Annotated in this window: 12 protein-coding genes and 1 pseudogene; 6 read left to right on the forward strand and 7 right to left on the reverse strand. The window is 73.0% G+C overall.

Translation table 11 applies throughout. The features are described 5' to 3' along the window. The 3 genes and pseudogenes from ABZ860_RS20920 to ABZ860_RS20930 all read left to right on the forward strand — a co-directional run. Positions 1-106: pseudogene (locus ABZ860_RS20920) on the forward strand (DNA-binding response regulator); the annotation flags it as partial. Between the two features lie 76 nt (positions 107-182). Then, positions 183-590, forward strand: coding sequence for a pyridoxamine 5'-phosphate oxidase family protein (locus ABZ860_RS20925; RefSeq protein ID WP_357222472.1), 408 nt, complete (start codon positions 183-185; stop codon positions 588-590). Positions 591-614: 24 nt separating this feature from the next. Continuing rightward, a complete protein-coding gene (locus ABZ860_RS20930) occupies positions 615-1,241 on the forward strand; it encodes a uridine kinase (protein WP_357222474.1) in 627 nt (208 codons plus the stop codon). Positions 1,242-1,250: 9 nt separating this feature from the next. Here the strand turns inward: ABZ860_RS20930 and ABZ860_RS20935 are convergent, their stop codons facing one another. Genes ABZ860_RS20935 through ABZ860_RS20945 form a run of 3 tightly spaced genes read right to left on the reverse strand, consistent with a single transcriptional unit; the run spans position 1,251 to position 4,547 of the window. Then, positions 1,251-2,678, reverse strand: coding sequence for an NAD(P)/FAD-dependent oxidoreductase (locus ABZ860_RS20935; RefSeq protein WP_357222476.1), 1,428 nt, complete (start codon positions 2,676-2,678; stop codon positions 1,251-1,253). Positions 2,679-2,691: 13 nt separating this feature from the next. Continuing rightward, positions 2,692-3,390 carry a response regulator transcription factor gene (locus tag ABZ860_RS20940; protein ID WP_357222478.1) on the reverse strand — a complete coding sequence of 233 codons (699 nt, stop codon included), beginning with the start codon at positions 3,388-3,390 and terminating at the stop codon, positions 2,692-2,694. Further along, a complete protein-coding gene (locus ABZ860_RS20945) occupies positions 3,387-4,547 on the reverse strand; it encodes a sensor histidine kinase (protein WP_357222480.1) in 1,161 nt (386 codons plus the stop codon). Before ABZ860_RS20945 ends, ABZ860_RS20940 begins: the two co-directional genes overlap by 4 nt. Before the next feature lie 131 nt (positions 4,548-4,678). On the opposite strand from ABZ860_RS20945, the gene ABZ860_RS20950 reads away from it, so the two are divergent. Both ABZ860_RS20950 and ABZ860_RS20955 read left to right on the forward strand, forming a co-directional pair. Continuing rightward, complete coding sequence (locus ABZ860_RS20950; RefSeq protein ID WP_357222482.1) at positions 4,679-5,563, forward strand: ATP-binding cassette domain-containing protein; 885 nt, start codon at positions 4,679-4,681, stop codon at positions 5,561-5,563. Then, positions 5,560-6,342 (forward strand): ABC transporter permease, encoded by a 783-nt coding sequence (locus ABZ860_RS20955; protein WP_357222484.1) that lies wholly within the window; start codon positions 5,560-5,562, stop codon positions 6,340-6,342. The genes ABZ860_RS20950 and ABZ860_RS20955 overlap by 4 nt, the downstream gene beginning before the upstream one ends. A gap of 4 nt (positions 6,343-6,346) precedes the next feature. On the opposite strand, the gene ABZ860_RS20960 is transcribed toward ABZ860_RS20955, so the two are convergent. Next, complete coding sequence (locus tag ABZ860_RS20960) at positions 6,347-7,309, reverse strand: hypothetical protein (RefSeq protein ID WP_357222485.1); 963 nt, start codon at positions 7,307-7,309, stop codon at positions 6,347-6,349. Positions 7,310-7,545: 236 nt separating this feature from the next. Here ABZ860_RS20960 and ABZ860_RS20965 point away from each other — a divergent pair, with 236 nt between their 5' ends. Next, on the forward strand, positions 7,546-8,262 hold the full coding sequence (locus tag ABZ860_RS20965; RefSeq protein WP_357222487.1) for a maleylpyruvate isomerase family mycothiol-dependent enzyme: 717 nt from the start codon (positions 7,546-7,548) through the stop codon (positions 8,260-8,262). Between the two features lie 609 nt (positions 8,263-8,871). Here ABZ860_RS20965 and ABZ860_RS20970 read toward each other — a convergent pair. The 3 genes from ABZ860_RS20970 to manA form a co-directional block, all read right to left on the reverse strand. Further along, the gene (locus ABZ860_RS20970; protein ID WP_357222489.1) at positions 8,872-9,657 is read right to left on the reverse strand and encodes a CPBP family intramembrane glutamic endopeptidase; all 786 of its coding nucleotides are present in this window, start codon (positions 9,655-9,657) and stop codon (positions 8,872-8,874) included. Between the two features lie 39 nt (positions 9,658-9,696). Beyond that, complete coding sequence (locus tag ABZ860_RS20975) at positions 9,697-10,752, reverse strand: polysaccharide deacetylase family protein (protein ID WP_357222491.1); 1,056 nt, start codon at positions 10,750-10,752, stop codon at positions 9,697-9,699. 97 nt (positions 10,753-10,849) lie between these two features. Beyond that, positions 10,850-11,959 carry a mannose-6-phosphate isomerase, class I gene (manA, locus tag ABZ860_RS20980; RefSeq protein WP_357222493.1) on the reverse strand — a complete coding sequence of 370 codons (1,110 nt, stop codon included), beginning with the start codon at positions 11,957-11,959 and terminating at the stop codon, positions 10,850-10,852. Positions 11,960-11,967: the final 8 nt, after the last annotated feature.

Genomic DNA, 11,967 nt, shown 5'->3' on the forward strand with positions numbered 1-11,967 from the left:
GACGGTCAAGAACTACGTGTCCAACCTGCTGAGCAAGCTCGACATGCAGCGCCGCACCCAGGCCGCCGCGCTCGCCGCCCGCCTCAAGGCCGGGCAGGGCAGCTGAGCCGGGGCCGATCGACGTCGACGACGGGACCTTCGTCCCTAACCCGCGCGGCGGTCGATCCCTCAGGCTGGCAGACATGAAGCTCGACTCGGCCGGCCTGGAGATCCTCAGCGGAGGGGAATGCCTGGACCTGCTGGCCTCCGCCCCCATCGGCAGGATCGTCTTCACCGATCGTGCCCTCCCCGCCGTACAGCCGGTCAACTTCTGCCTGCTCGACGGGAACATCGTCATCCGCACCGCCCCCGGTTCCAAGCTCGCCGCCGCGGCCAGGAACGCCGTCGTGGCCTTCGAGGCCGACGACTTCGACGCGGCGTTCCGTACGGGCTGGTCGGTGACCGCGGTCGGGCACGCCCGCGCGGTCTCGGAACCGGAGGAGATCGCCCGTCTGTCGGCGCTGCCGCTCACGCCGTGGGTGCCCGGAAACCGCGACCATTTCATCGTGATGGCCCCCGAGCAGATCTCCGGCCGCCGGCTCAACCGATGACGCACGGTGGGAAATGATGGGGGCGTGCGTGCCCGTCCTGTCTCCCCGTCCCTGCTCGTGGAGGAACTCGCCGACCTGATCGCCGACCGGCCGCGCGACGCGTGGGTGCGCGTCGCCGTGGACGGCGCCCCCGCCGCCGAACCGGGACGGCTGGCCGACGACCTGGTGGAGCCGCTGCGCCTGCGCGGCCGGGAGGCCCTGCGGGTGCCCGCGGCCGGGTTCCTGCGCCCGGCCTCGCTCCGGCTGGAGTTCGGCCGGACCGACCCCGACGTGTTCCACGACGAGTGGCTGGACGTGGGCGGCCTCACCCGCGAGGTGCTCGGGCCGCTGGAGCCGGGCCGTACGGGCAGGGTCCTGCCGTCGCTGTGGGACAGCGAGCGCGACCGGGCGACCCGCGCGGACTACGTGACGCTGAAGCCGGGCGGGGTGGTGCTGCTCGACGGTGCGCTGCTGCTCGGGCGCGGCCTGCCGTTCGACCTGACCGTCCACCTGTCCATGTCGGCCGCCGCGCTGGCCCGCCGCACGCCGCCCGAGGAGCGGTGGACGCTGCCCGCCTACGAGCGGTACGAGCGCGAGACCGGCCCGGTGCGGGCCGCCGACGTGGTCGTCCGCGTCGAGGACCCGCGCCACCCCGCGGTGATCAGTCTCTAGAGCCGGTTTCTAGAGCCCGTACGCCTCCAGCAGGCGCAGCCACACCTCGCTGACGGTCGGGTACGCCGGGACGGCGTGCCACAGGTCGTCCAGGGTCACCCCGGACGTGACCGCGATCGTCGCGGCGTGCAGCAGCTCGGCCGCCCCCGGGGCCACGAACGTCACGCCGAGCAGCACCCGGCGGCGCTCGTCGACCACCGCCTTGGCCTTGCCCCGGTAGCCGTCGCCGAGGAGGTAGCCACCGGCCACCTGCTCCATGTCGTACTCCACGACCCGCACGTCGAAGCCCTCGGCGCGGGCCTGCGCCTCCGTGCGGCCCACCGCGCACACCTGCGGATCGGTGAAGACCACCTGCGGCGCCCCCGCGCGGTCGGCGCGGTCGCGCATGCCGGGCCGGTCGTCCGCCTCGCCCCGGGCACGGGCGATGATCACATCGGAGGCCACCCGCGCCTGGTATTTGCCCATGTGCGTGAGGAGCGCGAGGCCGTTGACGTCCCCCGCCGCGTACAGCCAGCCGTCCGCGACGCCGGTGGCCCGCATGCTCTCGTCCACCTCGACCGGACCGGACTCCGGCAGCCCGACCGAGGCCAGGCCGAGGTCGTGGGTGGCCGACCGGCGGCCGGCGGCGACCAGGATCTCGTCGGCCGTGACCGTCCCCCCGCTCGCGAGCCGCACCGTGACCTCGCCGCCCGGCTCCGGTCGCTCGACCTTCTCCGCGCTCTCGTGCGTGCGGATGTCGATTCCCTGGTCCGTCAGCGATCGCGCGACCGCCTCTCCGGCGAAGGGCTCCATCCTCGTCAGCAGTTCGCCGCCCCGGACGAGCATCGTGACCTCCCGGGCCCCGAGCCCGCGCATGGCCTGGGCCATCTCGCACGCGACCACGCCGCCGCCGATCACCACGAGCCGGTCCGGCACGGCACGCACGCCGGTCGCCTCGCGGTTCGTCCACGGCTCGGCCGCGGCCAGACCGGCCACGGGCGGGATCACCGGGCGGCTTCCGGTGGCCAGCAGGACGGCGTGGTTCGCGACGAGCGTGCGGGTGTCGCCGTCGGCCGTCGTGACCTCGACCCGCCGGGGGCCGGCGAGCCGTCCCGTGCCGCGTACGAGCGTCACGCCCGCCGAGTCGAGCCAGCGGGCCTGCCCGGCGTCGTCGTAGTTGGAGACCACGGCATCACGCCGGGCCAGCACGGCGGCGGCGTCGATCGGCCCGCCCCCGGCTGTGCTGTCCAGCCGCAGCCCCGTGACCCGGCTCACCTCGCCCGCGAGGTCCACCGGCCGCAGGAGCGCCTTGCTCGGCATGCAGGCCCAGTAGGAGCACTCCCCTCCCGCCAGCTCGCTTTCCACGATGACGGTGCTCAGGCCGGCCGCCGCCACGCGTCCCGCGGCGACCTCGCCCGTCGGACCCGCACCGATCACGATCACATCGAAGACTTCCACGGGCTCCACCCTGTCACGGGTGCCGTCGTGACGTGGCGACGAGCCCCCCTTCATAGGCGGCGATGACCAGCTGGGCCCGGTCGCGCGCGCCGAGCTTGGCGAGCAGGTGACCGATGTGGGTCTTCACGGTGGCCGTGCTCACATGCAGGTTCGCGGCGATCTCCAGGTTGGACAGACCGCGCGCGACGAGCGTGAGCACCTCACGCTCGCGGGCGGTGAGGCCGTCGAGCGAGGGACCGGATCGAGGCCGGTCCGCGGCGGTCCGGCCGAACTGTGTGAACTGGGCGAACTGGGCGATCAGCCGCCGCGTCACGCTCGGCGCCAGCAGTCCCTCGCCCTCGGCGATGACGCGGATCGCCGTCAGCAGGTCGGCGGGCGGGGTGTTCTTCAGCAGGAACCCGCTCGCCCCGGCCCGCAGCCCGGCGTAGACGTACTCGTCGAGGTCGAACGTGGTGAGGATCAGCACCCTGGTGGCGGAAGGTTCGGCGCAGATGCGCCGGGTCGCCTCGATGCCGTCCATGCCGGGCATCCGCACGTCCATCAGCACGACGTCGGGACGCTCGGCGCGGGCCAGTTCGACGGCCCGCGCCCCGGTGCCCGCCTCGCCGACCGCGACCAGCCCCGGCGTGCTGTCGACCAGCAGGCGCAGGCTGCCGCGCAGCAGTTCCTGGTCGTCGGCGAGCAGCACCCGGATCGGCTGGGACTCGTTCACGTCCCCTCCCCTTCCAGCGGCAGGCGGGCGAGCACGCGGAACCCGCCGCCGGGCAGCGGACCGGCCGTGAAGATCCCGCCGTACGCCGTGACGCGCTCGCGCATGCCGATCAGGCCGTGCCCGGGCGGACCGGCGGGCAGGACCCGGCGGCCCGGGCCGTCGTCGGTCACCTCGATCCGCACCTGTCCTCCCTCGTCGTGCACCAGAACCCGGCAGGCCGCCGGGGCCGCGTGCCTGACCACGTTGGTGACGGCCTCCTGGACGATCCGGTGGACCGCGAGCTCCAGCGCCGGGGACAGGCCGTCGGTCACCCGTACGTCCAGGTCCACGCGTACGCCCGCGGCCGCCGCACGCTCGGCGATGTCCGGCAGCGCCGCGAGGCCCGGCGCCGGAGCCAGCGCGCCGGCCGCAGCTCCGGGGGCCGTACGCAGCACGCCGAGCATGTGCCGCATCTCGGTCAGCGCCTGCCTGCTCGTGGTCTCGATGACCCGCAGCGCCTCCAGCGCCTCCTCCGGCCGCCGGTCGGCCACGTGCGCGGCGACCCCGGCCTTGACGCCGATGAGGCTGAGCGTGTGGGAGACCACGTCGTGCATCTCCCTGGCGATGCGCAGCCGCTCCTCGGTGACGGCGCGCTCGGCGGCCTGCTCGGCCCGGCGCGCGGCGTACGCCCGGCGCTCCCGCACCGCCCGGCCGATCGTCCAGGCGCCGCCCAACGCGAGCGAGCCGAGCACGACGGTCTCCACGATCCGCCTGACCTCCGGCTCGGCCGCCACGCCGCCGAACGCCGCCAGCAGCAGCGCCCCGACGGTCAGCGCGCCGATCGCCGCCGTCGGCTCCCACCGGCGCCGCCGCGTCGTGAGCGCGACCGGATAGAGCGCGTACGCCGTGGCGGCCAGCGGTTCCCGGACGACGCCGAGCGCCATGGCCGCCGCGGACGCGACCGCGACGACGCAGAACACCGGCAGCGGCCACCGCCGCCTGACCGCGAGCGGCACCGTCATCGCGGCGATCAGGGCCCAGGCCGCCGGGTGACGCGCGTCCAGGGAGCCGACGACCAGCACGAACGCGTAAGCCAGCCCGGCCAGCACGTCGAGCGCGACCAGCTCACGGGGGCGCAGCGGCCGGGGGAACAACGGCCGCACGTCCGGATCGTCCACGCGCCCACGCTAGCCATACGCGCGCACGCTCGCCTCCTGCCCCGGTCTGTCATGCCACGGTCTGAGGCGCGTCCGGCAGATCGCACGTGGCTCCGACGCGGGAGGCGGGCGGTCCGCGAGACCGTCGGGACATGATCGAAGTCAGAGAGCTGACCAAGCGCTTCGGGCGCACGGTCGCCGTGGACGGGCTGACGTTCCACGTGAAACCAGGCCGCGTGACCGGGTTCCTCGGGCCCAACGGCGCGGGCAAGTCCACGACCATGCGGGTGATCCTCGGCCTCGACCGCCCGGCGAGCGGCGAGGCGCTGGTGAGCGGCCGCCGCTACGACCGCATCCGCCACCCGATGCGGGAGGTGGGCGCGCTCCTGGACGCCGGGGCCGTCCAGGGCGGCCGTACGCCCCTCGGCCACCTGAGCTGGATGGCCCGCGCCAACCGCATCGGCCGGGACCGGGTGGTGTCCGTCATCGAGCAGGTGGGCCTGGCCGGCGTGGCCCGCAAGCGGATCGGCGGCTTCTCGCTCGGCATGCGCCAGCGCCTGGGGATCGCCGCCGCGCTCCTCGGCGATCCCGCGGTGCTGCTGCTCGACGAGCCGGTCAACGGTCTCGATCCGGACGGCGTGCGCTGGATCCGCGAACTGCTGCGCGCCCTCGCCGCCGAAGGGCGCACGGTGCTCCTGTCGAGCCACCTGATGAGCGAGATGGAGCTCACCGCGGACCACCTCGTCATCATCGGCCGCGGGCGGCTCATCGCGGACACTCCGATGCGGGAGCTGACGGCCGTGAGGGACGTCTTCGTCCGCAGCAGCCGCGCCGGCGACCTCGCCACCGCGCTGTCGGGCGCGGGCGGGACGGTCACGGCCGAGGACGGCGGGGGCCTGTCGGTGCGCGGCCTCGATCCGGCCGAGATCGGCGACCTCGCCGCCCGGCACGCGATCCCGCTGCACGAGGTCACCCCGCGCGGCGCCTCGCTGGAGGAGACCTACATGCGGCTCACGGCTGAGGGGGCGGACCGATGATCGACGCTCTCGCCACCGAATGGCTCAAGCTCCGCACCCTCCGGTCCACCTCCGTGGTCCTCGGCGTGGTCGGCGTCGTCGTCGCTCTCATGGCCCTGCTGGCGTGGTACGCCGTCCACCTGTGGGAGGGCCTGCCGCCCGATCGGCGCGATCGCCTCGAGGTGTCGTCGCTGCCCGAGCTCGCCAACTGGCTCGCTTCGCTGTGCCTGGCCGTGCTGGGCGTCCTCGCCTTCTCGGGCGAGTACGGCACCGGAATGATCCGCACCACGTTCACCGTGCTGCCGTCGCGCGGACGGGTGCTCGCCGCCAAGGCGGGCGTCGTCGCGGTCGTCGCCTTCTGCACGGGGCTCGCGGCCGTGCTCGCGACGTACGCCGCCGGGCGGCTCATCATCGGCGACCGTCCGATCCGGGGGCAGTCGGCCGAGGCGCTGAGCCGGCAGATGCCGCTCTTCCTCTCGTTGAGCCTGTCCATCGCGATGTTCGCGCTGCTCGGCCTGTGCCTGGCCGCGATCACCCGGTCGGCCGTCGCCGCCGTCGCCGCACTCGTGGCGGTCTGGTACGTGGTCCCGATCGTCGTCAACAACATCCCGGCACCCTGGAACGAGCGCGTCGGCTCGATCCTCCCGGGCGCCCTGGCGGGCCAGCTGGCCGGCACCGGCAACCCTCAATCGCTCGGCGGCGCGCTCCTGTCGCCGCTCGCCGCGCTCGCGGTGATGGCCGCCTGGGTGGCGGTGCCGTACGCGGCGGCCGCCGTCCTGCTGGCCCGCAGGGACGCCTGAGGGCTCAGCTCGCGCTCAGCGGCACGCAGACACCGGTGGTGGCGGTGGCCGGCTTCGCCGCCGTCGTGCCCGCGTTCACGTCCGCCCCGAGGGCCACCTTGGCCGTGAGGGAGAGGGTCAGGGGCAAGGAGAGGAGACCGGGCGAACAGGCGGGAGCGCACGCCTCGGGCGCGGGCACCGGCTTCTCCACGGGCTTGGCGACGGGAGCCGGGGCCGGAGCGGGAGCGGGCTTGACGACCGGCTTCACAACGGGCGCGGGCGCCGGCTTCTCCACGGGCTTGGCGACGGGAGCCGGGGCCGGGGCCGGAGCGGGCTTGACGACCGGCTTCACGACCGGCGCCGGGTCGGGCTTCGACACGGCGGGCGTGGGCGTCACGATGACGGGCGGCTTGCCGGGATCCACATGCGGCCGGGGCGCCGGGCGGTCCTGCTTGCCGTCCTTCTTCTCGTCCTTCTTCTCGTCCTTCTTCTCGTCCTTCTTCTCGTCCACCTTGACGGAGCCGTCCAGGTCCTGCTTGTCCACCTGCGGGGAGACCGTCGTCTTGGTGTTCTCCTCCTGGCCGTCGCGGTTGATCTCGACCGTCTCGGGCGTGTCCTGCAACGTGGCCAGCTGGTCGTGGCCGGCCCACTGCAGGGCGGAGACGCTGTCGTTCTGCCAGTTGTACGGCAGCGCCCGCGCGTCCGTCTCCTCCTTCTGGAACGGGACGAGGACCAGCGTGAGGTCACGCATCAGGAACTGGTGCTGGCGCTGCTGCTCCCGCAGCCGCTGATTGTGCCGGTGCCCGTTCTTCTGGCGGTTGCGCTGGCCCCGGGAGTGCGGATGACCGAACCGGACGAGGCCGTGCTGTGCGGACATCGTGGCGGCCCCCGCCGGAGCCGCGACGAGAGGAACACCCGCGATCACGGCGCCGCCGGCGAGGACGGCGCCGATCGCGAGGATTCCGGCGACGCTCGTGCTTTTTGCCATTTCGTTTTCCCCCTAGAACATCCACAGCACAACCACCGTGCTTACCGATCTCGGGGTTTCCGCACCAATCACCGGACAAACGAGCCAAGACCCGGTCTTTCCCTTCCCCTGCGCATTGTTGAGGCCGCCCGAGGTTTAAATGTCCGCCTTATGAGAGAAATGTCCTGACACCGCCTGATGCCGCCCGCCGTACCGCCGCGAAGTGAGGGGGAGGCGGGTCAGGGTACGGCTCAGGCATGACCTCTGCACGGGACGAACTGGCGGGGCTCGACCCCTTCGACATCTTCGACACCGAGGCGGCGCGCCTCGACCGCTTCTTCTCCTCCCTCGACGAGGACGGCTGGAACCGCCCCTCCCGGTGCGACGGCTGGACGGTCCGCGACGTGCTCGCGCACCTGGCCGGCGAGGAGTCGTACAACCACGCGTGCCTGGACGACGACATCGACGGGTTCTACGAGCTGCTCGAACACGAGGGCGTGCGCGGCGGATTCGACGGCTTCAACGAGTGGTGCGTGCGCAAGCGGCACGGCCTGCCGGTGGAGCAGGTGCTCGACGAGTGGCGGACCAAGAACGGGGAGACGCGAAGGCGGATGCGCGCCCTCGGCCGCGACGGCACGCTGCACACGTCGGCCGGCCCCTACCCGGCCGGTCTCCAGACCTTCCACTACGACTCGGAGTACGCCACGCACGCCGACGACGTGGGGGCTCCGGTGACGTCCGACGAGGCCGGCGACCGCCTCGGCTGGCGGGTGCGGGTCGGCATGTTCGCGCTGGAGGAGCAGGGATCCAAGGCGCGGATCGAACACGCCTGTGGCCGGTTGCAGGTGCAGGTGGACGACGGTCTCACCGCCGACCTGTCCCCCGAGGAGTTCGTCGACGCGACGGTCGGCCGTCTGCCCGCCGGGCATCCTCTCGACCCCCGCATCCGGGGCGCGCTGCGCTGCCTCGCCTGAGCTCCGGCAGACCCCGAACGCGAAGACACCCCGAACGCGAAAACACGCCGGGCGCCCCCGCGGGCGCCCGGCGTGCGGGACATAACGGATCGGACCGCGCCCTCGGCAGCGGTGGTAATAAGACGCTCGTCTCCCGCCTTGGCGGGACCGCCGCCCACGAACCGGTGTTCCCGGGAGCGGGCCGTACGGGCAGGGCCGCGCGCGCGGTCACGGCACTCGTGGTGACGGCATCCTCGGTGACGGCATCCTCGGCGACGGCACCCTCGGTGACGGGCGCGGCGGGGCTCCGGCGTGCGGCTCCCCCTCCCACTGTGCCTCCAACCGGGCACCGGTACGGCAGGCTGACCGGACGTCCGCGGCCGGGCGGCCGGGTGGGACCTCCGGGCCGTCGGCCGACGACGGCTCGACGGCGGGACGGATATGGAATGCGTATCGATAAACGCCTCATGCGAATTCCCCGAATGAAATGCGGCCAGGACAGGCCGGTTTTGCCCGGGGGGATCCAGACGTGCGGCGGCCCGTCAACGATGCACCGGGATCGGGCCCAAATCAATCAGGCGCGCCGGAGAGAGCGCATTCCGCCCGATTAGACAGCAGATCAGGGCACCATCAGGGCAGCCAGGAGACACGGCCGCGCAGCACGCCGTACCCGACGAAGGCGACCACGTCGATCAGCGTGTGCGCGACGATCAGCGGCATGGTCCGCCCCCAGCGCTGGTAGAGCCGGCCGAAGACCACGCCCATCGCGATGTTGCCGAGGAAGCCGCCGAAGCCCTGGTAGAGGTGGTAGGAGCCGCGCAGGACGGCCGACACCCCCACCGCGCGCCACGGCGACCAGTCGCGCTGCCGGAGCCGGTGCAGCAGATAACCGGCGACCAGCACCTCCTCCAGCACGCCGTTCTGGGCGGCCTCGGCGACCAGGACCGGGATCCGCCACCAGGTGTCCGGCAGGCTGTCGGGCACGACGTTCAGGTTGAACCCGGACCGGAAGGCGAACAGGTAGAACACCAGCCCGCTGCCGCCGATCACCGCCGCGAGCAGGGCGCCGCGCAGCGTGTCGCGGCCCGGCTCGCGCCAGTCGGCCCCGATCGTGCGCATGGACTCGCCCGACCGCGCCAGCAGGTAGGCGACGAGCCCCACCGGCGCCACGTTCACCGCGATCCCCGCGAGGTGCAGCGAGAGATCCAGCCACGGGCGCCCGGGAGCCAGCGAGCCGACGAGCACCGCGTGCTGGTCGCCCAGGTCCTTCGGCGCGGTCAGAGCGCCGATGAGGCGGATGAGCGACAGCAGGGCGCTGGCGCCGAGCGAGACCGCGAAGACCGCGATGATCTCCGGCCCGATCAGCCGCGGCGTGAGACCCCGCAGGGCGGTGGCGTCGGCGGTGGCGTCGTCCATGCTGGCAGGGTAGCCGCCCCCGCACGGTCACCCATCCCGTCAGTACGGCAGCGCGCGGGACGTGAACGACGGTGCGACGAAGGCCGCCTTGAACTTCGGGAAGGCGACCGTGTTGGGGTTGCCGTCCGAGGTGTAGCGGTCGGTCGGGTTGGCCTTGAGCCAGTCGAGCCACGCCATCGAGCAGAACTTCTTGCAGTCGCCGACCTTCTCCTTCGACCTGATCCGCGGGATGCCGACGGGGTCGAAGTCCTTGGTGTACGGCGACGGCGCCGGGGTGTAGCCCGCGAGGAACACGCCCTTGTAGTCGTAGCGGGTGCCGCCGGACGCCCCCTGCAGCGCCCACTTCTTCTCGTGCGGCTGGTTGCCGTACGGCAGGGCGAGCGTGACCGGCGGCGTCTTGATCAGCGCGGTGATCAGCGTCTGCCCGGCCGCGATCTGGTTCTCCACCTGGTCCTTCGGCTTGCCGAGCAGGTTGAGGTGGTCGCGGGTGTGGTTGCCGATGTCGAAGTTGTGGTCCTTGAGCCACTGCAGGACCTGGATCTGCTCCTCCTGGCGGGCCTTGCCGAACAGGTCCTTGATCACGTACATGGTCGCCACCGGCCGGAAGCCCGGATGCTTCTTCGCGACGTCCATCAGGATGCCGACCGCGCAGTCCGGCGCCGGATTACCCATGCCGTCGAGCGTGAGCTGCGAGGGCGAGGAGTCGTCGAAGGTCAGCACCACCGGGTGCTTGCCCGCCGGAATGTCGATCTTTCCGGTGACGTACTCGGCCGCGGTGACCGGCACGTAGTCCTCCGCCGCGAGCCGCTCCAGCTCGTCGCGGAAGTCCTTCGGGCTGCGGTCGTCGCCCGGTGGCGGGTTCTTGACGATCCGGTGATACATGATCACCGGAACCTGCCCCAGCTCGTTGGCCTTCACCTGGGCGGCGGCGGCCGTCTCGGACTTGCGCAGCGCCGCCCCGGCCGCCGCGTTCTTCTGCTGGTGACCGGCCGGGCTCGCGTGCGTGACGTGCTTGCCCCCGCCGGCGGCGCAGGCGGAGAGCGCGACCGCGCCCAACGACGCCGCGGCGATGCCGGCAACCCTGAAGCGCCCCATGGATCCCCCTCATCGGGCCGCGCTTGACGATGAGGGGCTCCTACCCGCGGGACGTACTCACATCACGTGGCGTAGGACAAACATCACGCTAAGTGAGTCACACGTGGGGTTCGGCGCAGAAGGCGACGCCGTCCCCGCCGATCTCGACGGATCCCTCCGACGCGGCGGCGAACACCGACTCACCGGGCCGCAGCTTGACCTCCGAGCCCTCGGCGGTGCCCACGTTGACGACGCCTTCGGCGCACAGCACGATCCTCGGCAGGCCCCCCGGGAGCGCCTCGGCCGGTCCGGGCGCGATCCTGCGGAGCAGGAACTCCGGGACCGGCGGCACGTACGCGCCGCCGACCGGCTCCACCGCCACGGGCTGCGCGGCGGCGTCGGCGATCCGCAGCAGTTCCTCCACGTCGACGCGCTTGCCGGTGAGGCCCGCCCGCAGCACGTTGTCGGAGCAGGCCATGATCTCCACGGCGAAGCCGTCGAGATAGCAGTGCAGCACCCCGGCCCCGAGGAACAGCGCCTCGCCGGGCGCCAGCGTGTGGCGGCGCATCAGCAGCGGCGCGAGAACGGCGGGATCCTCCGGGTAGCGCCGGGCCAGCTTGGTGACCAGCGCGTAGTCGGGCGTGTGGACCGCCGACGCCGCCCACACGACCGACTCGACGAGCTTCCGTCGCGAGGTCGGCCACTCCAGCAGCACCCGCAGCGCGCCGAGCACGTCGCCGGCGCGCAGGGCCGCCACGACCGGTCTCAGCGCCTCCACGTGCAGCCGCTCGACCAGCATCGCCGCCTGCTCCGGCGGCCTGAACCCGGCCAGCCCGGTGAACGGCGTGAGCGCGCAGACCAGCTCCGGCTTGTGCCAGGGGTCGGTGTAGTTCGCGTCGCCCCGGGCGTGGCCGTCGGCGGCCTGCTCGGCGTCGGGGTGGACCTGCAGCGACAGCGGCGCGTCCACGGCGATCAGCTTCATCAGGTACGGCAGCCGGTCGCCGAACCGCCCGGCGACCGCCTCACCGAGGGTCCCCGCCGGGTCGGCCGCGACCGCGTCGGCGAGCGTGGTCTCGGCCCCGTCCCTCGTCAGCCGGGAGGAGGCGGCCGGGTGGGCGCCCAGCCACATCTCCGCCTCCGGACCCGAGGCGGGCCGCCCGGTCAGCTCGGCGATGGCCGTCCGGGAGCCCCAGGGGTAGTCCTTGATGACATTGGTGAGCAGATCCACGTGAGTCC

This window comes from Microbispora sp. NPDC046973, from assembly GCF_040644495.1.
In the GTDB taxonomy this organism is placed as follows: domain Bacteria; phylum Actinomycetota; class Actinomycetes; order Streptosporangiales; family Streptosporangiaceae; genus Microbispora.

Bases quoted from the DNA above. Each gene is read 5' to 3' on its own strand.
- ABZ860_RS20950 (WP_357222482.1), top strand. From the start codon at position 4,679: ATGATCGAAGTCAGAGAGCTGACCAAGCGCTTCGGGCGCACGGTCGCC.
- ABZ860_RS20955 (WP_357222484.1), top strand. From the start codon at position 5,560: ATGATCGACGCTCTCGCCACCGAATGGCTCAAGCTCCGCACCCTCCGG.
- ABZ860_RS20975 (WP_357222491.1), bottom strand. From the start codon at position 10,752: ATGGGGCGCTTCAGGGTTGCCGGCATCGCCGCGGCGTCGTTGGGCGCG.
- ABZ860_RS20960 (WP_357222485.1), bottom strand. From the start codon at position 7,309: ATGGCAAAAAGCACGAGCGTCGCCGGAATCCTCGCGATCGGCGCCGTC.
- ABZ860_RS20925 (WP_357222472.1), top strand. From the start codon at position 183: ATGAAGCTCGACTCGGCCGGCCTGGAGATCCTCAGCGGAGGGGAATGC.
- ABZ860_RS20965 (WP_357222487.1), top strand. From the start codon at position 7,546: ATGACCTCTGCACGGGACGAACTGGCGGGGCTCGACCCCTTCGACATC.
- ABZ860_RS20970 (WP_357222489.1), bottom strand. From the start codon at position 9,657: ATGGACGACGCCACCGCCGACGCCACCGCCCTGCGGGGTCTCACGCCG.